Raw genomic sequence first — 19,662 nt, 5'->3', positions numbered from 1 at the left:
GGGGGTACGTCTAGTCAGCATGGCAGGCACTCAACTGCGACTTCGATGCGTCGATTGGTAAGCCAAGGCTGTCACGCTTGACCTTCTTGGCCCTTTCTTCGGCCGCTCGGAGCTTCTCGGCATCCTTGTCGTCAGCACGCTTGCGGAGGGCATCTCGCAACGCGATTTCGAAGGGAAATAGAGCCATCACAGCGAAACCCTCCGCGCACCAACTTCCCGATTCGGCTCAGACGCCACCCGATAGACGTGCTCCAGCGCCTCGGCCAGCTTCACGCGCGGTGTCTGCTTCTGGAGTTCATCGGTTGCATTCAGGCCAGCGCCGATCAGGCGGTATTCATCGCCAGACAGACCCCACACACCGGTGTCGTCCCCGCGCTTCCTGACAGAGCGCAGCGCTTCGAGGGCGCGATCTGCGACAGTCTGGTCCTCGTTGCAGTAGTACCAGTAGGCGAGGGTGCAGCCGAGATTCACGCGGGCCGTGATGGTGTGCCAACTGTTCTCATTGCCGTCGCGCTTGAGCAACTTGTCCAACTCGACGTGCGGAATCAGTTGGAGCTTCGTCTCATCGGAAGCGGGGAAGCGGTAGATCTTGGGAGTTGCCTTGGGGCCGCGCTGCTGGTTGTAGCGCGCCAAGGCTTGGATGTGGCGGCGGCTCATTGCTGAACCACCTGGTGTGCTTCGCGAAGCTGGATCTGCGCGTATTCAACAGCAGCCAAACCATCGATATCACCCCAGTTGACACGCTTTGCAGCGGCCGAGAGATAGCCGGTCAGGAGGAGGATAGATTCTTCACGCTTGCGCAGTCGGTCGATGAAGGCCATCTCCCGTGCTGTGCCGTAGGCGTATGCCGCAATTGGTGCGCTCATGTTCCCGCTTAGATTCGTCGTGGACAACGACAAATCTAAGCGAAAAACTTATACAGCGCAAGGAAAACTTATTGGAACTTACTCGATGTATTGGGGTGCCACCGGCCGGAGGGGTATGGTGAAGGTGATGGGGCTCACGTTGCGGGGTGCTGGGGCTCGGGATAGCGCGACAATGGCCAGCTCGATGCTCTGGAAGTCCTCGCCGTAGATGTCCCAAAAGAACCCTTGAGCCGGCCCCTTGCTGTAGCGCAGGAATGGCGGATGCTCCTTCCCGTTGTTGAATCGGATCTGGACTTCTGGCTTGGTTTCCGGGCTGGGGTAGCGGGGCATATAGTGCGGGATGATTTCGCACTGGGCGTGCCACGGCTGGTCTAGCAGCATCTCCGCCAGATTCGCGCCGCGAACCGGCACCTTCAGGTAGGAATCCGGCGGGCGGTGCGTTGCGTCGTGGGCCGCGCGCGCCTCGGCGTCCAGGCGGTCGAAGTGATGGAGAAGCTCGCGCAGATCCAGTCGGCGCACGAGGGTATTGTCCCTGCCTGAGCGGGGATCGGAGAGGGCCGCGCGTAGGCGGCCGAGGGCTTCTGCGAAGTTCATGCTGCTAGTTCCTCGAACAGATCTCGGGTGAATGGGTCGCGCTCCGGCGGGATTGGCTGGCCCGCCTGCACAAAAGCCGTACAGCACGGTTGCCCGTCCTTGCCGTAGATCCATTCCTTGGGGTATTCGTCATCCTCGGGCTTGTGGGCCATCGTGTTCGCGATGATCCCGCAGACCTCGTTGTCGTCGCATTCATCGAAGTCGTCACCCTCGCGCATGGAGCGATCGCGCGCGCACTGGCGGCACCAGGCCTCGAAGAAGCATTCGCCTTCGGTGCCGTTGCTCGGCTGGTACTTCTGGCCGGCGCGCTCCAGAAGCATCTTGGCGAACGAGTCGGGGTAGATGGCTTGGGTGTTCATGCTGTCGGGCTCCAGCCTGGCACATTCAACCGCACCACAGTCCGCAGGCAATCCACCGCGACCGGCAGCGATTCGTGCAGCATCGTGACATTCCCGGCGTAGGCGTGGCCGGCATGGAAGCGGATTTCCTCCATTCCCGCCACGTCGATGTGACTGCAGTCTCCGCCTTCCGCCGGCATGCCCTCGAACTCACCGACCATGGCGCGGCAGGCGGACACGTCGGAGGCGAGGATGATGGCTTCGGACGGCCAGTGAACGCCCTCACGGCTGGTGGTCCATTTGAATCCATGGTCCCCGCCGGAGGAGTGGATATGCCTCGGGGGTCGCACGCTGTGATGAGGTGTGTCAGGCCGATGCGGCCCATGCGCGTGCACACCGGGGTTCCAGTAGCCATCGATGTGCAGGCCAGGCCGGCGGTGCGGATTGCCAGCGCGCACGGCGCCTTGGTCGACCATGAGATAGATCGGACCATCGGTGTCAACGCCGTCCAGCATGGCGTCTACGGTCGACTGCCAGCGGCTCAAGTCTGCCGGCAACCCATCGGCCTTGCGGAATTCGCGCATGTAGACGCGCTCGCCGATGTGGGCGGGGAAGGGCACGCGGCCGCGCTGTTGGGCAATGCTCTGGATCACGAATTTCTCCTTAATGTGCCTGCCGCCACGCCTCGACATCCGAGGCACTGGCAACAGCGTTCTGCATCGGGTGCGTGCAATCGCCCAGCCAAAACCACACCCCATCCGAATAGCCGCGGCGGGCGTGGCCTCGGATGATTGCCTCAACGGCTATGCCGAAGGGCGGCTTGCCTGGCTCCCAGTCTTCTTGGCGGGGGTCGGTGGTCATGCGGTGAACAGGTCAGGCTGCTCGTGTGGCTGCTGCTGTGCCGGCTTGTCGGCCAGCGCCTCAATGGCAAACTCCGTAGCCAGCCACCAGAAGCGGTGCGGGCCGATCGTGCCGTTCTTCAGCAGCTCGCAGGCCTTGGCGAAGGCGTCGTCCTCGCCGGCGAGGTGCAGCTTCAGTTCGGGCCCGGTCATGAAGTGCGCGGTCACAGGGCGCCTCCAGTCACGTCGATGGCGAACACCTGCACCGGGTCCGGCCCGAAGTGCTCATGGGTGATGGTCTCCAGCTCGTAGCCGCGCCACGGAACCACTAGTCGGCGCTCCGCGTCGTCGGCTTTGGGATAGCCGCGCGTCAGCACGATCCGGTCATAGGTCCGGCCTTCCAGGCGCTTGCGCCAGTAGGCCGTCACCAGGCGGTACTCGCGCGGCTTGGTGCCAGCCTTGATCTGGTCGAAGTAGATGCCCTTCACGGGAATTGTCAGCGTCTGCATCACACCTCCCTATCCCCATCCCCGCTACCCGAGAGTGCGCAGGGCGGGGCGGCGAGATAGAACTTTGTTCCCACCGGATATTTCGATGGGGACTCGCGCCAAACTACGTGCTTATTTCCGCGCTCCTCCTGAATCCACGCGATAGGCTCAACTTGGCATGTTGTAGATTTCTTTCCCTTGCATGCCAAGCAAGGAATCAGCGCGCCATCACGGCCATCTGACGTTCCAGTCCCGTTGCACTCTCTACATTTCTCGCGCTCTGCTGAATTCGTGCGCAATGCATTAAGCGCAATGCAGCGGGCCTCATACATCGCACTAGACATTTCACCAACAGTTGCCTCGTAGCTATACAAATCAGCAATAGTTTCCAGCGCATCTTTCAGCTTGATCAGTGGCGCCGCTGCGGGCTGGGGTGCGGCGCGATTCTCCATCCAGTCTGCGACCAGTTCGGGCAGGGCGTCATCGGCGGTCTGGCTAATGCCAAGGATGTCGCGCACCGCAACATCGACATTCGTCAGCGTGCTTGCCAGCGAGTCGCAGGCGCTCTCCAGTTCGCGGATGCGGGCGATCAGGGCGAGTAGCTGCGTGGCGTGAACCGGCAGGCAGATATTGCCGACGCCCTTCAGAGATGCCTCCAGCGTATCCAGATCCAGCTTGTCAGTCGTGGTCATTTCCCGAATCCTTTTCGTGCATTCCGCCATTTCCTAACGAGAACAGCGGTGCGAATCCATCTATCGCCCCACACACTGCCTCGCACGCCGAATGTGAGTGTCCATTCCCACGTGTGCCGGCGCTTACGCATCCGCATTGCTCTCTCCCTCCTTGGCGCGCAGGGCGGCGTCGATGGCCGCGCACATGTCTTCGGTAAACGGTGCTCGCCCGTTGTGCGGGTAGCGGGTGCGGTCGCCGCAATGCATGCATCGATAGATGCCATCAAAGTGCACGCATTCGTACTGATGATCGCAGTAGCTCGGATCTGTTCTCATGCATCCCTCGCATCGTCTGCGCCGGTAGCGGGCGGCGTGGCGACGAGACCGCGCACGATGGCTGCAATCTGCTCAACTCGCGTATCGTCTTCCGCTGACACGTCCAATCGACCAAGTAGAAGCAACGCATTGTTTGCCTCCGCACTCGCCGTCCACCCCTTCTGCACATGGCATTGCGGGGCGGCGGTGTAGAGAGGCACCGTGAAATATTGGTCGGCATCGCGGCAAGCTGGCACGCTTTTCATGCGTTCAGCCAGATGCCGAGCATTGGCATATGCCACCGGCTCGCTCGCCCCTGCCGTGTCACCCTGTAAGGATTCCGCGAGGGGTGCGGCGAGGGCACGAATCTCATCGGCAAGTTCTAGAAGATGCCAGTGGTAGATTTGCATGTCTTCATTGCCGAATGAGAGCGATCCCATATCGTCTTTCCCAAACTCCCGTGCATAGTCATCGGCTTTTTTCTGTATAAACTCTGCCGCTTGCTTCAGCCCCACCATCTCGCGCGCTTGCTCCTGGCCGGCGGCGATGGGGGCGGCGAGGATGGCTTTCAGCGTATTGACAACGATAGGCCAGCCAGGGGGCTGACTTTTAAGCACACAGTCAATCGCTGTTTGCACACAGCCCTTTTCCATGTCGCTCATCGCCCCCGCTTCCCCGCTGGCTGGTGCTGCGCGACCGCCGGTGGGGTCGGTCGGGTCGATGGGGTAGAAGCCTTCCTCGAGATACTCGGCAAGAGATACCGCCAGAACGTGACGCGCGTTCAGCTTCTTGTTGTGGTCCTCGAAGGTGCCAGGCGCGCGCACTTCCAGAACCAGTTCGTCGTCATAGCCCATGGACTCAGCAGCACGTACCAGTTCGTTCGCCAAGGAGCTAAGCACCTTCCCCGTCACGGGCCAAAGGATGCGCTTGGGCTCGCTCGCTGGTGCGGCGACAGGTGCCGCAGGGGCGGCGCCGAGGCCGATACGCAAGTCGTGCGCGATGTTCTGGGCTTTCTCCTCCGTCACGCCGTCGAAGTATTGGCGCAGAACGTAATGCACCGCCTCATCTGACAGTTGGGAGAGGGCGGCGGCCGGCGCCGGCATTGCTGCCGCAATCGCCCGGCACAGCTTTTCGGCCGCAGTTGGGTGTGGCGTGACGTCGAATAGCTGCACGCACAGTCGGATGGCGATGTCGCGCATCTTCGGAGTGATTTGTGGCACTTGCTCGTTCATTGCAGGCTCCCGCGCAGTGCCTTGATCCAGGCGTTCCGCTTCTCCGTGCGCTCCACTTCTGCGGCGTGCTCGCGGTCGTGGTAGGCGATGCTGCGCCCGGCTTTCTCGATCTGCGCCGCGAGCCATTGCTCGCCGTCTACGCGCTGGGGTTCGTCAATGCAGTCCATGCAATCCCACTTGATGGATTCATTGATCTGCGTGCTCATGAACTCAGCGAATCCCGTGTGGTCGGGAGTGGGAGGCTCCCAGGCGTTCACCTGGTCCAGCATGGCCTGATACTTGGCGCGGAGATCCTCGTTCTCTTGAAGATGCTTGGCGCGTCGGGCGAGTTCAGCCAAATAAGCGGCCTCATTCTCCTTCTCAGCCTCGTCCAGCGACAGCGCGCGAAGCCTGGCAAGATCCTGCCGCGCCTCCTCGGCCCGCTTAAGGTGGTAGTCGGACGGTTCGAAGCGTTCCGGAATCGGCGCGTCGAAGGGCTCATCCCGCATCAGGACCAGCGCGCCCATGGCCCGCGCGCAGCGAAGGGCAAACTGTTGGAAGGTGATGCCATCCTTGATGGAGGCTGTGTATCCGCTTGGCATATGGTTCCTCGGTATAAAAAGGCAGCGCGCTGGCCGGGTGGTAGCGCGCCGCAAAACTTGTCAGGGTCGCCGCATCAACCTCTTCGCAAACCGGTAGTTGGCATAGGCGCCAACAGCCATGGCGGCAAAGAAGCCGGCGAGGGTGATGAGTGGGGCGATGCAAGTCATGCCGCCTTCCTCAACGCGTCGCCGCGCCTGGCCTGCTGATGCGCCTTGAGCGCTGCCTTGTAACTCGCCTTGGCTTCCTTCTTTGTTGGCGCCCAATCGCCTTGCACGTCCCTGCCGCCGGGGATGCCGTAGTACGAATCCCATCCAGCGCAGCGGAACATGCGGTACTCGTAGCACTCGTATCCCCACCGGCCGCGCGGTCTGTTGTGAGCGCGCCGAGACTCGAACTCCGGCAGGCGGATGCCGCACAAGAACTCGCCGAACGAGTCGCCCGCGCACCCGTCGGCGCGCAGGTATTCCTCGTAGCGCGTCGGCTTCTTCGGCTCCGGCAGGGAGGCGATCGCCAACGCGCGGCCGGCTTCCGTGACCATGAACACCACGCTATCGGCGGGGATGAAGCTCGGCGTGCGACCGCGCCCCATCAGGCCGGCGGCCTCCAGTTGCTCAAGGTCTTTCTGGTCATGGTGGCCCGGGCCGGCGACGAAGTGATTGCGATGCGGCTCGCGCTGCCACTCGGACACGCCGATGGTGTGCTGCAGCAGTCCGATCTGCTTTGAGGTCGGCGTCATCACGCGGGGCTCCCAAGGTGCTCGACGGCCATGGCGTAGATGGCCTTGATCGTGGTCCAGCTCACAGGAATGCGGATCTCGACCGTGCCGCTGCCTTCGCAAACACCGCAGTCATCCTCCTCAACATCGCCACCGCAAGCCGGGCAGGCCGAGCTAAACGTCTCGTGGAACTCGCCGCTCAGCAGGGCCTTGGCGCCGTTCTCTGCGGTGAGGGCGGAGGGCATCAGGACTTTCTGTTCTGACATGGTGGCCCCTTAGCGCGCGACGCGTAGCGTCGCCCCAGTCCTCGACTCGATCTTCTTTTGTGAGTGCGCTACGAGTGCATAACCATATCCGTCACCGCGCTGAAGGATAGAACAGTACTTATGTGAGATGCCTTGCACGGCTCCCCCTATGGTTTGGATGTTGAATTTGCCGGTGGCCCGGATCGCAACCCTACCGACGTGTGTGCCGGCCCTCTTTCCCGCCGGGACTTCGGCCTTAACCATGTCGCCCGTCTGGAACCCGAACGCGCGTTTGCTGCGCATCAGGTAGCCGCGAGGGAACCCGTTTGCGGTCAGCCGGGTGCGCTGGTAACTGCCGCGCCCCGTGCATTTGATGCAGAGCGTAGGGCGTTGCCAGCCCAAGATTGCCTGCACCTCTCCAACGCACGCCGCGTCAAGCGCGTGGGCCTTCGGGATGTCAAGACGTCGGCGGTTGTACTTTGTTTGGGCGCCGGAACCGGTCTCGACTGGGAGGCTCGTGGCTTTAAGCGCATCAAGCAAGGCGAAGCGGGTGACATTGACTGCGGCAGCATCGCGCAGTGGTGCCTTCATGTGCGCCCGGATTCGCCTGACCCTCTGCGGGTCATTGTGTAGGAATACCTCGAGTGGCAAAGCGCCTTTCTTTTGGTTGCAGGGCCGGCAGGCCAGCGTCAGATTCGAGACCCGGTTGGACCCGTTGTTGGCGCGGGCGTCGATGTGCTCGATTTCGAGCGGTCGGTCCTTCGCGTCACAATATGCACAGATTCGCCCGAATTTTTCGAGAAGGTACTCGCGCAGTTCGTAGCCCTGAAGCGTCCCCTGCTGATATTGGATCCCTGAGATTTCCGGATGCTGCATCGCCTGCATGTCGAAGCGCACCAACTCCGTGCTGAGGGCCGTGATTGGCGCTAGCGCGCGAAAGCGGGAAACCCACGACACGGTGGTCTCGACGCGGTGGCGCAGGCTGGGCGCCAGCCACCCCTTGGGCTTGCGGCGATTGTGAAACCGAGATGCGCGGTAGCGCGTCTTTCGCCCGCGACGGGCCTGGCGCATCGAGCGTCGTGCGAGCAATGCCTCGCTGATCTGCCGGCCACGGTGAAGGATCTCGGCCAGCGACAGCACGATGGCGTGCCGGATGCCATTCACGTCAGTTGTCTCACGAACGAGGGCGACGCCCGTTCCCTTACTCCCCGGATCCAGCTTGAGACGCAACGGCTGGAACTCGCTGTCAGCCACGCGTCCATCAATCAGCCGAATGGCGAACGGCATCAGGCGGTGCACCCGTGCGCGCCCGCGCTCGAGCAACAACCGCGCTCGCTTCTCGGTGCAAGGCATTAACGGCTTGCCGTGCTTGTCCAACACAAAGACTGCCATGGCAATCTCTCCAAAATAGGCGCCCTTACGGGCCTGGTTACGCGCCCCTTGCGGGGCGTCTCCCTTCGGCAATGTTGCGAACCGGCGATCTGCCCCGATCCGTTTCGTGCTTACCCTGTCGCTTGTCTGCAACCGGGGCTTCGAGAGGTTGGGACTAAGGAAGCATCCCAACGTCGGTCTTGCACCTATTCGCAACGTAGCGGGCTGTTTACCGCTCTGCCTGGTCAACCCGAGCTTGTTGGTTGCCCTTCAAGCTCCAACCTTCAGGCGGGGGTAGTTGACGCTCGGATCTCGGTGTTGGTGGTCTGGCGCGGAATCCAGAACGCGGCGACGTCCGGGGCGCTACGTCGGTACACCGCCCGGCGGCGGGCGTTATCCGCGTTGCGCGCAGCCTCTGCGTGCTTCTTGCGCCAGTAGGCGTATTGCTTCTCAGTGCCGCGCGGCATGGCCTTCGGTGCAGGCCCAAGGGCGTAGAGGAACTTCGGGTATCCGTCGCGAATCTCCCGCTCGGAAACATGGATCCGGTCCGCGTCGATGAGGTGGTCCAGACGCAGCTTTACGTTGTGCGGATGGATGCCGGTCACATTCGAAATCTCGGCCACCTCGCGCTCGCCATCGACCAGCGCAGCGAGGACCGGCGTCAGCGACAGCTCTTGGAAGTTGCGGGTCGCGCCCACTGCCTCGCCGCGGGCGCGGGTGAATTGGGCGCCGTAGTTGTGGGGCACGCCCTCTGGTGGTGGGCCATAGGCGAAAACGACGCGCGGACTGGGGCTGGCAGCCTCCCGGCGGATCACGGCGCGGCAAATGTGAGCTTTGCCCTGGGCGATCAATACTTTCACATAGCGAGAGCGGACGTGCTCGGGGATGATGCAAACGTGGTCGGCGATTTCATAGATGGTTCGATCGCCCGTGCGTAGCAGCGCGAGAATGGCATCCATGCGCCGCAATGTGAGTTGTCTGCTAGGAGGGTTCATGTCAGCTAATCCCCATCTTTCTGGACTCCATGCAGCGGTGCCAGTGCGTAAAGGTGTCCGGCTTCCACTCCGTCCCGCACCAGTCGGGCTGGTAGGGTGATTTGACCGGCTCCGGCTTGCGTTCGACTGCGCGGTACTTGTCGTCCACGCGCTCGACGTCGCCGCGCAGGACCAGGGCATCAAGCGCCGCCAGCAGGTCCTCCGCGTAGAAACCGGAGAGCCTCATCAGCTCGGGGCGCCGGACAGGCTTGCCGAGTTCGCGGAGCAGGTCGAGGAGGTGTTGTTCGTTCATGTGGTCTCCACGGGCGCCAGAGGTGGAGGGTTCCGGCGCCCCATGGCTCTATCGACGGTTGGCCTTCTTGCGAGCCCAGGGCTTTCCTTGGCGCTTCGGCTGGGAGGGGGCCGAAGGCTGGAAGTCCACGGGATCGCCGTAGGGATCGCCTGCGCGACGGCACTGGCCCGGTGCTGCGTAGGCCGGCGACGTAAGCGACGCGGCGAATGCCATCGCGGCGGTGAGGAGGGTGAGCTTTCTCACGCTGTGGCTCATGCTGCGACCGAGGCGTTCTCAACGATGATCCGGCGCTCCGCGCTGCGCTCGGGCTCGGTGAGGCCCTTGTAGATCTGCTTCGTTTGCGCATAGACGTGTTTAGCCGCCTGCGACAGTGGCTTGGCCCCGTCCGTGCCCTCGCGCGCCAGAGCGCGGAGCTGCTTCGCTTTCTTTCCGTTCATGGGTTCTCCGACAAAGGCGCCGAGGGAGTTCGGCGCGTGGCTGAATTTCTGAAAAACGACTCAGCCAGTTTAAGAAACAAAGTTATACAGCGCAAGCAAAACTTATTCACCGGCTCAAAAAAATGAGCCGGCGGCTCTCGCTGCTGGTCGCTGGCGCCCTTCGTCTAAAAAGGGATTTGGTCGTCGTCCATGCCCTCGAACCCGTTGTCCTGCGGCGGGGCTTGTCGACGCTGGCCACCTTGCGGTGCCTGCTGGCGCTGCTGGCCGGCGGCTTGACGCTGCTGGCCCTGCTGCTGCGGTCGCTGTTGCTGCCCGCCGGATCCGCCGTCATCATCGCCGCCCTGGCGCGAGCCCAGCATCTTCATGACATCGGCGCGGATCTCGGTGCTGTACTTATCCTGGCCGTTCTGATCCTGCCACTTGCGCGTCCGGATGGACCCTTCGACGTAGACCTGCGAACCCTTCTTCAGGTATTGGCCGGCGATCTCAGCCAGTTTTCCAAAGAAGTTCACGCGGATCCATTCGGTATGTTCGCGCGCCTCACCGGTCTGCTTGTCCTTGTAGCGATCGGTCATCGCCAGGCTAACGTTGGTCACGGCGTCACCGCTGGGCAAGTACCGAGTTTCAGGGTCGGCACCGCAATTTCCTACGAGGATGCATTTGTTTACTGATGCCACTTTCACTTCTCCTTTCTAACGAAACCTTGCTCGCGCATAAAATCGTCCAACTGCATGTCGCGGAGCTTGGCAAGCGTGAACAGGGGAATGCATCCATAGGCCAGCTCGACCAAGAGCGTCACGTCCTTCGTCATCTCGGCTCCGGTCTCGTAGCGGCTGCCTCGCTGCTGGCTAACGCCGATGCGTCCCCAAAACAATGTCTGCGATAGTTCTGCCTTGTGGCGCAGCCTACGCAGACGCTGCGCCCCCGGTGCGGTGCCCATGGTCAGGCCCTTAGCCGAAGCGGCGAGCCGAGACCGTGCCGGCATCCCACACGCGGATACCCGGGATGTTGGTCGCTTCCTTCATGGCCTTGACGACCTGGCCAATCTTCTTCTCGTCCACCATCAGGAACTCGCGCGGGATCAGGCTCGGGTCCGTCACTTCGAATTGCCAGTTGGCCTTGATGCTCACGCCCTTGACCTTGGCGGCTTCGATGCGGACCACGGGCGCGACGGTGGTGGCGGCGAGCTCGCGCAGATCCTCAGCCTTCTCGACCTTGCCGGAGGCCTCGGCCCGCTCGGCGCGCTGCTGGATCTTGGCGCGCTCCGCGGCGGCAGCGGCATCGGCCTTGCGCTGGGCCTCGGCAGCTTCAGCCTGCTTCTTGCGGGTGTAGACCAGCATGCCGTTGTTGATGAAGACCTTGCCCTCGGTGAGGCGCTCGATTGCCGGGCTGAACAGAGCCATCACGGCCTTCTTGGCGGCGTCCATCGGGCGGGTGATGGCCATGCGCTTTTCTTCGAGCGCCGAGATCTTGGTGCTGATGTCCTGCAGTTCCTTGCCGGCGAACTCGAACATCTCATCGCTGTCAATCACCATGGCATGCGCGATTTCGTGCGAGGCATTGGCATCGGCCAGCAGATCGTCAGCCTTCGGGGCGGTCAGGGTGGCGAGGGATTTAAGCAGTTCCATGATTTTTCTTCCAGTTGTGGAGGTTCAGTAGGGCGACGAAGGTGTTCCAGTCGCTTTCTTCCTTGAACGGCACGAGACGGTAGGTGCCGTTGTTCTTCAGTTGCACAACCCCGCGGTGAACCTTGCGGGCGCTCTTGTAAATCTCGTCGTTCTCGCGGGCCGCCTTCTCGTAGGCTGCGAGCTGGACCCCAGCCGCATGAGACACGACGCTGGTGGTCTTGATGTCGATCAGCCAGCGCTTGCCGCTCATCACGCCGCCGCGGTCGATGGTCCCGGCGTAGTGCAGGGTGGGGTGGAAGACCTTGCGCTCGATGAAGTCGATCTCGAACCCCGATTCCGCGCGAAACTTCTTCCACGCATCGAGGTACGGCACCCACTCCGGCTCCAGGCTGCTTTCGTCCAGGTCGTTCTGGTCGTACAGCTCGGTAGCCAGGTGAACCGCAGTGCCGCGATCCGCCGCCGCTTGCAGCAAGTCCTCCGGGACCATGGCGAAGTTGTAGAGCGCAGTGTCCAGCAGTTGCGTGACGCTCGGCACTTCCTTGCCTTGGAACCGATAGGTATGCGTCGGCTCATCGAACGTGAGGCCCGGATAGATCACGCTTCCTCCTCCAGCCGCTCGTGGGCGTGCTTGCTGCGGATCTCGCGGGCGAAGAAGGAGCCCTTCGACTCCGCCTCGTGGAAGCCCTTCATGGTCTTTGCCGACACGCCCGAGTAGGCGTAGTGCGTGCCGCTGGAGAACTTCACCGTGAACACCTGCTTGGCGGGGTCATAGTGGTAGCCGGCCAGGTTGGAGGACGAGACGGGCGTGATGGTCGGGATCTTGGTCTTGCTGGTGGTCATGGCATTACTCCTGCGGGTTGGCGATCCATGCGAGCAGGCCGTTCACCTGCACGATGGTCAGTCTCTCGAAGGCGTCGACGCCGGCGCGCTTCATGAGATCGGCTTCGGTGAGGTTGCCCTGCTTGGCCTTCACCCGGAGCAGGCCCAGCATGCCGGCCGTGGCCACCGGGCTTGCGTCGGCGGACTTCTCCGGCGCGGGCTGACGGCGCGCGGGCTGGGCGGTGGGCTTCGCCTCGGCCTGCGGTTGCGATTCCGTGAAGGGCACGTCGGTGACTTCGTGCTTCGGCTCCGGGTCCATCTGCAGTTCGGCCTGCTGAACTTCCGACTTACGACGGGGCAGCGGCTTGCTGGCGCGCGGCTCGTCACCGGCTTCGTGCTCGCCGTCGCCACGGCCGCTCATCGCCTGATAGGAATCCAGGTCGATAACGCGACCTTCCATTTCCTCGGCGGTGGGCAGGGCACCCACTTCGGGAAAGGCCTTGCGCAACGCCTGGCTCTCGGCGACCTTGGCGAGCTGCCCGCGCACCCGCTTGCGCCACATCTCGTTCGGTGCATCCGTGTCGCGGCCGGAGGTGGCGTAGTTCTCCAGCCAGTACTCCACCGCCGTGAAGTCGCAGATGACGCCGGCCACGATCTTGCGGACGGTGATCTTGCACCAGGCGGGGTAGGTGAGTTCCTCATCAACCCAGCGGGAGCTGCTCTTGCCCGTGGTGGGGTTTTCCTCCCACACCTTGCGGCGGTACCCAAGGATCTCGTTCGGCCCGAACTCCGGCTCGGTCATGCCCGCATAGCAGCCGGTGCGCGCAGCCATCGTGCGGTACAAGCCAATGCCCGGCAGGATCACGTCGCGCTTGTCGTACGAATCGCGCCCCCGGGCATCCTTCGCGCCCTTCACGGACACCTGCATGATGTGGACCGGCTTGAGGAGCGGGTCGAGCCCTTGGGCCTGGCAGTACTCGTAGGCCATGACGACGCTTTCCGGCTTGGCGCCCGGATAGAGCGAGTCGCCCATGACCTTGAGCGCGAGGGCACGGCGCTCCTCGGCGGGCAGGGCCAGCGCACCGGTGGCGGCGCTGATCGGCGTGACGTTGCCGAGTGTTTGTGTTGCGGTAGCTGCTTGCATGATTGCCTCAGTGGATTCTGACCATCTCAGGCTCGCCATTCGCAAGCCAGTGGCCGGTGAGTCGGTATCCCTGCGCCTTCAACTGGCGCACCCAATCGTCAAAGTAGGGGTCTTCTGTCACATGCTTCGCGCCAGGCTGGCGGCCTCCCGTTCGCTTCGTTCATCCAGGTGCTGGGCCAGAAGGGCGGCGGCGATGATGAAGACGATGACGCCGACTACCTTGAGGGTTTCGATCAGGCGGGGCATGAGTTCTTCTCCCCTTGATTCCGCCGGCTTGCGCAGGCCTCTACCACTCTCTGGCACTGGTCGACATCGAACCATCCGATGTGGCACTCACCGACGTTGACAATGCCCAGCGCCTGGGCGAGCCACGCATAGGCTTCGCTGCGCGTCATGGCCTTGGCTTGCCAAAGCGGGTTGAATGCCGCCTTGGCACGCTTGCGGGCCTCGCGCGTCGGGCCATCGGCCAGCGTGCCCAGCGGGATGCCGGTTAACGGGTGCATGCCCACGTAGGAATCGCAGAACTTCCCCGTGCACATGAACGCCCAAGGCCACTCGCCATACTCCCGCCCGTAGATCAGCGCATTGCTGACGATCTCCACGGAAGCACCGCAGTGCGGGCAGGTGACGGGCGCCGGCAATGGGTTCTTGACGCGAGCAATGGCGCTGCGCGAGGGGTTCCACGGCGTCTTCGCACCGCTGGCCTTGTCGAAGGCATCGGCAATGGCGTGATTCATGCCGACACCTCCGCAGGCGTGCATTCGATGGCAGTGAGGCGCGACACCTCCTCCCGGATTTCCGCGACACGTCTCGCCAGGTGCGCACGTATCGTGATCTCCTCCTTCTCGAGCGCAGCAATGCGCGCAGTGCGATAGTCCAGTGCGGTGTCGGGGATCTCCACCGCGAACGTCACTGGCTTGACCATGACGTAGGTAGTGTTCTTGCTATTCAGGCCCGACATGTCTTCGCTGCTGAAGAACTCGTATTGCGGCGCCTCGGGCTTCCACGAACTGATACGTGCGTGGATGAAGCCCTTGATTTCAATGGTCTTGGGCATGGCATCAGTCCTCGTAAGCCATTTCGCGGCGCTCGTTCAGCGCTTCACGCTCGGCATCGGAATCCGGTTCCGCAGCTCCATCGTCATAGGCCTCTTCAGCCTTGGTCTTGCAGTAGGCAAGCCAGTAGTTCGAAACGGCGGCGCGAACTGCCGTGCCGAGTGCCGCGTTATCGCTGCCAGCGAAGGCCGCCAGCACCGCGGCGCGATCCGGTGATTTCGGCGAGTTCATGACCTCGCTCAAGGCCTCATCGATGGCGTCCGGATTGAGCGGCTGCATTTGAGTCAGCATCGATTCGGCTTCCTTCTCGGCCCATGTCGTGCGGCGATATTCCTTGCCCTCCTCCCGGAGGTAGGCAGCTAAGTACTGCGAATTTGCGCAGGGCGCAGTGTTCAGATGCATGGCGATCTCCAGTCCTTCGCGTGCCGTTCGGGCTGCACGCTTACCCGTTACGAGTATCTTATTCAAAATAAGTTACGCATGCAAGGAAAACTTATTCGAGAAATGCGGGCGGCTGCGTGCGATAGCGCACGGATGGGCGCGCTCGGCGCCCGGCGGTCAATCAGTGGAGGAGGTCAGTGCTTGCGGATCCGCCCAGCAGGCGTTGCAGCCAGGCGCGGTCGAACTCGTTGCGCGCGCGGATATAGGGCCGCACGCTGGTCTGGAGGTCGGAGAGGATCTGCTGCGCATCATCGAGCCGGTCGGCGGGCAGGTTGCGGATCGTCACGCGCACGCCGAGCTGCTCGCGCAGGTGAGCCCAAATGGCGCGGCTGGTGGATTCTTTCCTGCCGAAGTAGCCCGCGAGGAGATGGACGCGCCCTTCAAGATTCTTGTAGTCGGACGGCTTGATGGGGTGGGCCGGTTGGGGCTCGGGGTGGGTGATGCGGGGAAGTTGGGAGGGCAGGGTGTAGCTGCCGGTCTTGCGGATGGAGGGGATGACTTCGGAGGTCACCCACTTACGGAAGCGCCTCGCTTCTGGCTTGCGGCTGCGAATGACGAGGGCATAGAGGCCTGACTCGTTTATGATGGACAGTACTTGCTCGCCACCAAGGGTGCTCAGAATGTGAGTACCCTTTTCATCCTCGTCCAGGAGACGCGTCGCATTGAAGGCGTCGCGGTACCCGAGGATCCTGCAAACGTCGGTTGCAGCAAACCACGGCTCGCCATCAACGATGACAACGCGGACTGAATTAGATTCTTGGAAATTGAACGACAGGAGGGACGGTGCCGGCATGATGGGCTCCAACTAAGCGGTTTTGATTCCGCCGCCCCGCGACCAAACGGGGTGGTGGACCGAAACGGGGTTGGTCGACCGGTAGTTGGCACCGGCACACCCTTGCGGGTGTCCCCGCCCGGCCCACCATAGGAGATGATGCCAAGCGATCGCAAACAAAAAAGCCGCATGCAATTTCGGCGCGGCTTTGTTAGTTGCGCCAACTGTTCCGGACGACCAAGCCCGTATCACCTTTGTCTCAGTGATGATGGGAATCTTAGACCCGCCGGAACACACTGTCAATGATGCGTGAATATCTTACTCAGTACAAGTAAAACTTACGATCCACCAAGCAAAACTTGGTTGCAAATTCCACCCAGTCGGAGGGATTTACCGCTCGGACGTGGGATATATGATTCAGCGCACGAGCCAACAACAGGGAGCGAACAATGGCCGCGAGATGGATTGCCGGCGCGCTGGCCGCGCTGATTGCGAGCTGTGCCGCGGCGGCCGGGCCGACAGAGGATGCCCAGTTCGGCCTGGCGTTTGCCAAGCAGACGAAGACCCAGCGGGTGCGCGCAACGGGAGAGCAGATTGATCGCTTCTGCAATCCCTACATTCAGATGCCGGCCCGGCTCGCCGCCGTCTGCTCTGTCTATGCGGTTGAGCGATCCGGCGACGACCCGGCGGTGTACGTGAATATCACCAACCTCGCTCTCAAGTCGCTGTGGCAGGTTACCGAGGCACTGGATCGCAAGGCGATTTCAGAAGACCGCGCCAAGGACGCCATCATTGCCATTCTTGATCGTCGAGACGAGGCGAGGATGAGGGTAGAGGTGTCGCGCTCCAGCTCGGGCCCAGCATGGCCGATGCCCTATGACAGTTCGCCATCTGGCTGGATGCCATCCCGGGCGCACGCCGCGCCCAGCGCCCCGGTGCGCACCAGGTGCGATCGCGTGCCGTTCTCGGTGACGGGCACGGTCAATTGCGTGACGGAATAGGGTAGAGGGGCCGGCACTGATCCCCGGCATACCAGAAGGCCAACAAGCCGCACGCGACTTTCCCATCTGGATTGGGTGTTGGCCATATAGCGCATCAGCACTGCGCATTCCCTCGTGTTTGGCGGCTGGCGGTTTTACGGCCGACTCCGGCAACGGCTGCGCTGCAGGCGCACCAGTCGCCAAACATGAAGGGCCTGGGCGTCCCCAGGCTTACCGCTACTCTCGGCCTCTCTTTGCTATCCAACTCCGGGTTGGCCTCTTGTGGAGGGGCGCGCGGTTTTTTCACGAGATTTACCGCGCCTTTCCTAGATCACCCGAGGCTCACACCGTCATGTGAGCGGCAGGCAATGTGGTGGGTGCTGCAGGATTCCCACCCGCGGCTGCGACCAAGGTTTAAGGGCGCGGCCCTGCTTTCGCACCTTGATCGCTGCTGTCGTAACGCACCCTCACGTCATGGCGACTGGTGCCACTTTAACTACAGTGCCCGGGGTGCGCTGATCTGCACCAATCGCCATGCGTGAAGGTGCCGGTACTGTTCCCGGCTGTCAGCATCAAGCGTTGGCGCGCTCTCCGCATTCCGCCAGACACGTACGGCTTGCGGAGTCGCCGTCTAACCTCCCATCACTTTGCCCGGTGATGGCCTGCCGTATCCTTGCAGGTTGGAGCGGGTGCGATTATTGAGGGAATCCGCTCTCGCGGCGGCAGTAAGCACGGCTTCTGTCCGGCATCCCATGCCGGCGCCGCATTAGCTTTTGGCCCACGGCGTTGTGCGCGCTTCCTGGCTGTCACCCTCAAGCATGGATGCTGGGCGCTACTCCAGCTGTCCGAGCATTCCGGCGGTGATCAGCCGCCCGCTATCCATGTTTCAGGGTGCCGGTCTCTCCCGGCTGTCACGGCATCTGCCTTCCGTCCTCGGCGCCTCATCGTTTTTGCGATCCCATCGTTTGTTCGCGGCATTTGGTGCTCCTCCCCGCGCTACTCCTGTCCATCGCGCAACGTCTATCGGCTCGTCACTACTGCAATGCTGGCGGGATGTGCGGGACTCGAACCCGCGGCCTCCGGCGTGACAGGCCGGCGATCTAACCAACTGAGCTAACACCCCAAAAACTGGTAGAGCGACGGGGAATCGAACCCCGCTTACCGGGATGAAAACCCGGTGTCCTGACCGATAGACGATCGCTCCATATGCCCGTCTCTCCAGGCTGTCACCATCATTCAGGCCGGAACGTGAGCGTTGACGTAGTCGATCGCTTGTTGGACCGTTTCAATCTTGTCGGCTTCGTCGTCGGAGATCTCGCCGCCAAATTCGTCTTCCAGAGCCATGACGAGCTCGACTGCATCCAGGGAATCGGCGCCGAAGTCGTCAACGAAATTCGAATCGTTCTTGACGCATGCCAGAGCCACGCCAAATTGCTCCGCCACCACGCGCTTGATGCGCTCCTCCACGTTTGATGCCATGCTTTCACTCCTGTTAAGCACATCGAAAAGCCCGCGGCGCAGGATCTTCGATGTGCGGCCCGAGCGCGAGCCGGCACAGAGGTCTAGCGCGTTACCCTACCTCGTTGGGCTGTCCAGGCAGTATCAAACCTGGGGGAGATCCCGGCATCTGCCGGCCGCACGCGCAATACGGAGGTCTTCTGGCTGGTGGCTGAGCGCAACCGCCATTCAAAAGGCCTCCCGGTCTCTCCCCGGGAAAGTCACGTTGCTTACTCTGCCGAATCCCAACCCAGTCCGGCGCCGGAGGTTGGCTGCATTTCACGGCACGGCGATCAACGTTTCGCTGGTATCGCTTGGGGTAGGCACAAAAGAAAACCCCGCACAAGGCGGGGCGGCATGATGCTTGGCACCATGCGCTACCGCATGGATGCCATTAAACTAAAGAAACTTATCGTGCGCAAGTAAAACTTTGCGGTAGCTGAATTTTTTGTCTCACTCTCACCTCTTCGTTACCCTCCTGCGAGCCGGGTCGCCATCCCCAAGGCTGCCTCCACGCCAGCCTCGGGGCATTCGACAAAAGCCCCGGATGCTGCGCGCATCTGGCGCCCCCCTGTGATGGCCAATGCCATCAAGAGGCCATCTACCTCCCCGGCGCGCGCAAGTGCGAGCGCTTGCTCAAGTTGCTCAATGATGACGAACTGTTGTCGCCTTTTTTCGAGGCGCACTACGTTGTCGCTCAACCCCGAGTGATTCACTACCGTCTTCTGTTGCATGAACGATTTTCCGCCCTTGTTGAGTTGGTCTTCGGGGCGTCTCGTTCTCCACCATCTCGGTGAACGGTTTCACTGCGTCACCCGCGGGCACACCACCCGGCGCGCTGGCCTCCACCAGCGTCTGGATGGCAAGCCGTTGGGCTGCCGGCAGCCGCGAGATGGCAACGGCAAGTTGCACGTCCTGCGGAGACACGCCGGGAAAAGCTGCTGATTGACCCTCAGCGAGCTCAGTCCCGGTAGCGTTGAACTTGGTTTCCAGGATGGTTTCGATCTTCCGCAGCATGGGAAGGCGAGGGGCGTGTTTGCCCTCTTCCCACCACACCACGGAAGTTTTCGAGACCCCTAAATGCTCTGCGAGATCGTCGCGGGATAGTCCCCGCGCCTCCCTCGCAATCCCGATCTGCTCGTTCAGCTTCATGTCTGTTTGGGCCTCCACCCAACGATTTCATCGTTCATCACCGACCAGAAAAGAGCCTCCCAGCCTATCCGGCCGAGCTTCCACTTGCGCAGAAGCAACGACGAAATGATGATACGTGCCAAGTTAAACTTGGCAAGAGTAAGTTTTATTTGATAACCTTAGGCGCGGCGCCAGCTTTGCGCATCGGCCAAAAG

General features: G+C 62.1%; 32 protein-coding genes and 2 tRNA genes. 1 reads left to right on the top strand and 33 read right to left on the bottom strand.

The window, feature by feature from the left end; all coding sequences use genetic code 11:
* Window positions 1-10: 10 nt before the first annotated feature.
* The 29 genes from A3A5_RS44245 to A3A5_RS39950 all read right to left on the bottom strand — a co-directional run bounded on the left by A3A5_RS44245 (window position 11) and on the right by A3A5_RS39950 (window position 15,860).
* Complete coding sequence (locus tag A3A5_RS44245; RefSeq protein ID WP_018315069.1) at window positions 11-187, bottom strand: hypothetical protein; 177 nt, start codon at window positions 185-187, stop codon at window positions 11-13.
* A complete protein-coding gene (locus A3A5_RS39970; protein WP_018315068.1) occupies window positions 187-657 on the bottom strand; it encodes a hypothetical protein in 471 nt (156 codons plus the stop codon). Before A3A5_RS39970 ends, A3A5_RS44245 begins: the two co-directional genes overlap by 1 nt.
* The gene (locus tag A3A5_RS43855; protein WP_157637389.1) at window positions 654-866 is read right to left on the bottom strand and encodes a hypothetical protein; all 213 of its coding nucleotides are present in this window, start codon (window positions 864-866) and stop codon (window positions 654-656) included. Before A3A5_RS43855 ends, A3A5_RS39970 begins: the two co-directional genes overlap by 4 nt.
* A gap of 78 nt (window positions 867-944) precedes the next feature.
* Window positions 945-1,460, bottom strand: a complete 516-nt coding sequence (locus tag A3A5_RS0134915) for a hypothetical protein (protein ID WP_018315066.1) — start codon at window positions 1,458-1,460, stop codon at window positions 945-947.
* On the bottom strand, window positions 1,457-1,819 hold the full coding sequence (locus tag A3A5_RS0134910; protein WP_018315065.1) for a hypothetical protein: 363 nt from the start codon (window positions 1,817-1,819) through the stop codon (window positions 1,457-1,459). Before A3A5_RS0134910 ends, A3A5_RS0134915 begins: the two co-directional genes overlap by 4 nt.
* On the bottom strand, window positions 1,816-2,451 hold the full coding sequence (locus tag A3A5_RS0134905) for a hypothetical protein (RefSeq protein ID WP_018315064.1): 636 nt from the start codon (window positions 2,449-2,451) through the stop codon (window positions 1,816-1,818). The genes A3A5_RS0134910 and A3A5_RS0134905 overlap by 4 nt, the downstream gene beginning before the upstream one ends.
* Before the next feature lie 204 nt (window positions 2,452-2,655).
* Complete coding sequence (locus A3A5_RS0134895) at window positions 2,656-2,865, bottom strand: hypothetical protein (RefSeq protein ID WP_018315062.1); 210 nt, start codon at window positions 2,863-2,865, stop codon at window positions 2,656-2,658.
* The gene (locus A3A5_RS0134890; RefSeq protein WP_018315061.1) at window positions 2,862-3,146 is read right to left on the bottom strand and encodes a hypothetical protein; all 285 of its coding nucleotides are present in this window, start codon (window positions 3,144-3,146) and stop codon (window positions 2,862-2,864) included. The genes A3A5_RS0134895 and A3A5_RS0134890 overlap by 4 nt, the downstream gene beginning before the upstream one ends.
* Window positions 3,146-3,817 carry a hypothetical protein gene (locus tag A3A5_RS0134885; protein ID WP_018315060.1) on the bottom strand — a complete coding sequence of 224 codons (672 nt, stop codon included), beginning with the start codon at window positions 3,815-3,817 and terminating at the stop codon, window positions 3,146-3,148. Before A3A5_RS0134885 ends, A3A5_RS0134890 begins: the two co-directional genes overlap by 1 nt.
* Window positions 3,818-3,940: 123 nt before the next feature.
* Window positions 3,941-4,132: a hypothetical protein gene (locus A3A5_RS0134880; protein WP_018315059.1), complete on the bottom strand. Its 192-nt coding sequence runs from the start codon at window positions 4,130-4,132 to the stop codon at window positions 3,941-3,943.
* Entirely contained in the window at window positions 4,129-5,343 is a 1,215-nt protein-coding gene (locus A3A5_RS0134875; RefSeq protein WP_018315058.1) for a hypothetical protein, read from the bottom strand. The genes A3A5_RS0134880 and A3A5_RS0134875 overlap by 4 nt, the downstream gene beginning before the upstream one ends.
* Entirely contained in the window at window positions 5,340-5,924 is a 585-nt protein-coding gene (locus A3A5_RS0134870; protein ID WP_018315057.1) for a hypothetical protein, read from the bottom strand. The genes A3A5_RS0134875 and A3A5_RS0134870 overlap by 4 nt, the downstream gene beginning before the upstream one ends.
* A gap of 164 nt (window positions 5,925-6,088) precedes the next feature.
* Window positions 6,089-6,664: a hypothetical protein gene (locus A3A5_RS0134860; RefSeq protein ID WP_026201432.1), complete on the bottom strand. Its 576-nt coding sequence runs from the start codon at window positions 6,662-6,664 to the stop codon at window positions 6,089-6,091.
* Complete coding sequence (locus tag A3A5_RS39965; protein ID WP_018315054.1) at window positions 6,661-6,906, bottom strand: hypothetical protein; 246 nt, start codon at window positions 6,904-6,906, stop codon at window positions 6,661-6,663. Before A3A5_RS39965 ends, A3A5_RS0134860 begins: the two co-directional genes overlap by 4 nt.
* A 9-nt stretch (window positions 6,907-6,915) precedes the next feature.
* A complete protein-coding gene (gene iscB / locus A3A5_RS0134850; RefSeq protein ID WP_018315053.1) occupies window positions 6,916-8,277 on the bottom strand; it encodes an RNA-guided endonuclease IscB in 1,362 nt (453 codons plus the stop codon).
* Between the two features lie 263 nt (window positions 8,278-8,540).
* Entirely contained in the window at window positions 8,541-9,251 is a 711-nt protein-coding gene (locus A3A5_RS0134845) for a hypothetical protein (RefSeq protein ID WP_157637388.1), read from the bottom strand.
* A gap of 1 nt (window position 9,252) precedes the next feature.
* Window positions 9,253-9,543 carry a hypothetical protein gene (locus A3A5_RS0134840; RefSeq protein ID WP_018315051.1) on the bottom strand — a complete coding sequence of 97 codons (291 nt, stop codon included), beginning with the start codon at window positions 9,541-9,543 and terminating at the stop codon, window positions 9,253-9,255.
* Window positions 9,544-9,794: 251 nt separating this feature from the next.
* Window positions 9,795-9,980 (bottom strand): hypothetical protein, encoded by a 186-nt coding sequence (locus A3A5_RS0134835; RefSeq protein ID WP_018315050.1) that lies wholly within the window; start codon window positions 9,978-9,980, stop codon window positions 9,795-9,797.
* A 164-nt stretch (window positions 9,981-10,144) separates the two neighbouring features.
* Window positions 10,145-10,657: a single-stranded DNA-binding protein gene (gene ssb, locus A3A5_RS0134830; RefSeq protein ID WP_026201431.1), complete on the bottom strand. Its 513-nt coding sequence runs from the start codon at window positions 10,655-10,657 to the stop codon at window positions 10,145-10,147.
* 2 nt (window positions 10,658-10,659) lie between these two features.
* Window positions 10,660-10,920: a helix-turn-helix transcriptional regulator gene (locus A3A5_RS0134825; RefSeq protein ID WP_026201430.1), complete on the bottom strand. Its 261-nt coding sequence runs from the start codon at window positions 10,918-10,920 to the stop codon at window positions 10,660-10,662.
* Between the two features lie 10 nt (window positions 10,921-10,930).
* Entirely contained in the window at window positions 10,931-11,608 is a 678-nt protein-coding gene (locus tag A3A5_RS0134820; protein ID WP_018315047.1) for a hypothetical protein, read from the bottom strand.
* Window positions 11,595-12,206, bottom strand: coding sequence for a hypothetical protein (locus tag A3A5_RS0134815; RefSeq protein ID WP_018315046.1), 612 nt, complete (start codon window positions 12,204-12,206; stop codon window positions 11,595-11,597). Before A3A5_RS0134815 ends, A3A5_RS0134820 begins: the two co-directional genes overlap by 14 nt.
* Window positions 12,203-12,448, bottom strand: coding sequence for a KTSC domain-containing protein (locus A3A5_RS39960; protein WP_018315045.1), 246 nt, complete (start codon window positions 12,446-12,448; stop codon window positions 12,203-12,205). The genes A3A5_RS0134815 and A3A5_RS39960 overlap by 4 nt, the downstream gene beginning before the upstream one ends.
* A gap of 4 nt (window positions 12,449-12,452) precedes the next feature.
* Window positions 12,453-13,571, bottom strand: a complete 1,119-nt coding sequence (gene bet / locus A3A5_RS44240) for a phage recombination protein Bet (RefSeq protein ID WP_018315044.1) — start codon at window positions 13,569-13,571, stop codon at window positions 12,453-12,455.
* Window positions 13,572-13,688: 117 nt separating this feature from the next.
* Window positions 13,689-13,817, bottom strand: a complete 129-nt coding sequence (locus tag A3A5_RS45480) for a hypothetical protein (protein ID WP_018315043.1) — start codon at window positions 13,815-13,817, stop codon at window positions 13,689-13,691.
* Window positions 13,805-14,308: a zinc-finger-containing protein gene (locus tag A3A5_RS0134795; RefSeq protein WP_018315042.1), complete on the bottom strand. Its 504-nt coding sequence runs from the start codon at window positions 14,306-14,308 to the stop codon at window positions 13,805-13,807. The genes A3A5_RS45480 and A3A5_RS0134795 overlap by 13 nt, the downstream gene beginning before the upstream one ends.
* The gene (locus A3A5_RS0134790) at window positions 14,305-14,628 is read right to left on the bottom strand and encodes a hypothetical protein (RefSeq protein WP_018315041.1); all 324 of its coding nucleotides are present in this window, start codon (window positions 14,626-14,628) and stop codon (window positions 14,305-14,307) included. The genes A3A5_RS0134795 and A3A5_RS0134790 overlap by 4 nt, the downstream gene beginning before the upstream one ends.
* A 4-nt stretch (window positions 14,629-14,632) precedes the next feature.
* The gene (locus A3A5_RS0134785) at window positions 14,633-15,028 is read right to left on the bottom strand and encodes a hypothetical protein (RefSeq protein ID WP_018315040.1); all 396 of its coding nucleotides are present in this window, start codon (window positions 15,026-15,028) and stop codon (window positions 14,633-14,635) included.
* 160 nt (window positions 15,029-15,188) lie between these two features.
* Window positions 15,189-15,860, bottom strand: coding sequence for a Bro-N domain-containing protein (locus A3A5_RS39950; RefSeq protein WP_018315039.1), 672 nt, complete (start codon window positions 15,858-15,860; stop codon window positions 15,189-15,191).
* 428 nt (window positions 15,861-16,288) lie between these two features.
* On the opposite strand from A3A5_RS39950, the gene A3A5_RS0134775 reads away from it, so the two are divergent.
* Window positions 16,289-16,840: a hypothetical protein gene (locus A3A5_RS0134775; RefSeq protein WP_018315038.1), complete on the top strand. Its 552-nt coding sequence runs from the start codon at window positions 16,289-16,291 to the stop codon at window positions 16,838-16,840.
* Between the two features lie 1,025 nt (window positions 16,841-17,865).
* Here the strand turns inward: A3A5_RS0134775 and A3A5_RS0134770 are convergent.
* The 4 genes from A3A5_RS0134770 to A3A5_RS42635 form a co-directional block, all read right to left on the bottom strand.
* Window positions 17,866-17,942, bottom strand: a tRNA-Asp gene (locus A3A5_RS0134770).
* A gap of 6 nt (window positions 17,943-17,948) precedes the next feature.
* A tRNA-Glu gene (locus A3A5_RS0134765) sits at window positions 17,949-18,023 on the bottom strand.
* A gap of 32 nt (window positions 18,024-18,055) precedes the next feature.
* Complete coding sequence (gene acpP, locus A3A5_RS0134760; protein WP_018315037.1) at window positions 18,056-18,298, bottom strand: acyl carrier protein; 243 nt, start codon at window positions 18,296-18,298, stop codon at window positions 18,056-18,058.
* 663 nt (window positions 18,299-18,961) lie between these two features.
* Window positions 18,962-19,468, bottom strand: coding sequence for a helix-turn-helix transcriptional regulator (locus A3A5_RS42635; RefSeq protein WP_035814333.1), 507 nt, complete (start codon window positions 19,466-19,468; stop codon window positions 18,962-18,964).
* Window positions 19,469-19,662 lie beyond the last annotated feature (194 nt).

Source organism: Cupriavidus sp. UYPR2.512 (assembly GCF_000379565.1).
In the GTDB taxonomy this organism is placed as follows: domain Bacteria; phylum Pseudomonadota; class Gammaproteobacteria; order Burkholderiales; family Burkholderiaceae; genus Cupriavidus.
The sequence above is the reverse complement of the archived record's forward strand: the minus strand, read 5'-3'. Positions and strand labels throughout refer to the sequence as shown.

Bases quoted from the DNA above. Each gene is read 5' to 3' on its own strand.
- A3A5_RS44245 (WP_018315069.1), bottom strand. From the start codon at position 187: ATGGCTCTATTTCCCTTCGAAATCGCGTTGCGAGATGCCCTCCGCAAG.
- A3A5_RS39970 (WP_018315068.1), bottom strand. From the start codon at position 657: ATGAGCCGCCGCCACATCCAAGCCTTGGCGCGCTACAACCAGCAGCGC.
- A3A5_RS43855 (WP_157637389.1), bottom strand. From the start codon at position 866: ATGAGCGCACCAATTGCGGCATACGCCTACGGCACAGCACGGGAGATG.
- A3A5_RS0134915 (WP_018315066.1), bottom strand. From the start codon at position 1,460: ATGAACTTCGCAGAAGCCCTCGGCCGCCTACGCGCGGCCCTCTCCGAT.
- A3A5_RS0134910 (WP_018315065.1), bottom strand. From the start codon at position 1,819: ATGAACACCCAAGCCATCTACCCCGACTCGTTCGCCAAGATGCTTCTG.
- A3A5_RS0134890 (WP_018315061.1), bottom strand. From the start codon at position 3,146: ATGCAGACGCTGACAATTCCCGTGAAGGGCATCTACTTCGACCAGATC.
- A3A5_RS0134885 (WP_018315060.1), bottom strand. From the start codon at position 3,817: ATGACCACGACTGACAAGCTGGATCTGGATACGCTGGAGGCATCTCTG.
- A3A5_RS0134880 (WP_018315059.1), bottom strand. From the start codon at position 4,132: ATGAGAACAGATCCGAGCTACTGCGATCATCAGTACGAATGCGTGCAC.
- A3A5_RS0134875 (WP_018315058.1), bottom strand. From the start codon at position 5,343: ATGAACGAGCAAGTGCCACAAATCACTCCGAAGATGCGCGACATCGCC.
- A3A5_RS0134870 (WP_018315057.1), bottom strand. From the start codon at position 5,924: ATGCCAAGCGGATACACAGCCTCCATCAAGGATGGCATCACCTTCCAA.
- A3A5_RS39965 (WP_018315054.1), bottom strand. From the start codon at position 6,906: ATGTCAGAACAGAAAGTCCTGATGCCCTCCGCCCTCACCGCAGAGAAC.
- iscB (WP_018315053.1), bottom strand. From the start codon at position 8,277: ATGGCAGTCTTTGTGTTGGACAAGCACGGCAAGCCGTTAATGCCTTGC.
- A3A5_RS0134845 (WP_157637388.1), bottom strand. From the start codon at position 9,251: ATGAACCCTCCTAGCAGACAACTCACATTGCGGCGCATGGATGCCATT.
- A3A5_RS0134840 (WP_018315051.1), bottom strand. From the start codon at position 9,543: ATGAACGAACAACACCTCCTCGACCTGCTCCGCGAACTCGGCAAGCCT.
- A3A5_RS0134835 (WP_018315050.1), bottom strand. From the start codon at position 9,980: ATGAACGGAAAGAAAGCGAAGCAGCTCCGCGCTCTGGCGCGCGAGGGC.
- A3A5_RS0134825 (WP_026201430.1), bottom strand. From the start codon at position 10,920: ATGGGCACCGCACCGGGGGCGCAGCGTCTGCGTAGGCTGCGCCACAAG.
- A3A5_RS0134820 (WP_018315047.1), bottom strand. From the start codon at position 11,608: ATGGAACTGCTTAAATCCCTCGCCACCCTGACCGCCCCGAAGGCTGAC.
- A3A5_RS39960 (WP_018315045.1), bottom strand. From the start codon at position 12,448: ATGACCACCAGCAAGACCAAGATCCCGACCATCACGCCCGTCTCGTCC.
- bet (WP_018315044.1), bottom strand. From the start codon at position 13,571: ATGCAAGCAGCTACCGCAACACAAACACTCGGCAACGTCACGCCGATC.
- A3A5_RS45480 (WP_018315043.1), bottom strand. From the start codon at position 13,817: ATGCCCCGCCTGATCGAAACCCTCAAGGTAGTCGGCGTCATCGTCTTC.
- A3A5_RS0134795 (WP_018315042.1), bottom strand. From the start codon at position 14,308: ATGAATCACGCCATTGCCGATGCCTTCGACAAGGCCAGCGGTGCGAAG.
- A3A5_RS0134790 (WP_018315041.1), bottom strand. From the start codon at position 14,628: ATGCCCAAGACCATTGAAATCAAGGGCTTCATCCACGCACGTATCAGT.
- A3A5_RS0134785 (WP_018315040.1), bottom strand. From the start codon at position 15,028: ATGCATCTGAACACTGCGCCCTGCGCAAATTCGCAGTACTTAGCTGCC.
- A3A5_RS39950 (WP_018315039.1), bottom strand. From the start codon at position 15,860: ATGCCGGCACCGTCCCTCCTGTCGTTCAATTTCCAAGAATCTAATTCA.
- A3A5_RS0134775 (WP_018315038.1), top strand. From the start codon at position 16,289: ATGGCCGCGAGATGGATTGCCGGCGCGCTGGCCGCGCTGATTGCGAGC.
- acpP (WP_018315037.1), bottom strand. From the start codon at position 18,298: ATGGCATCAAACGTGGAGGAGCGCATCAAGCGCGTGGTGGCGGAGCAA.
- A3A5_RS42635 (WP_035814333.1), bottom strand. From the start codon at position 19,468: ATGAAGCTGAACGAGCAGATCGGGATTGCGAGGGAGGCGCGGGGACTA.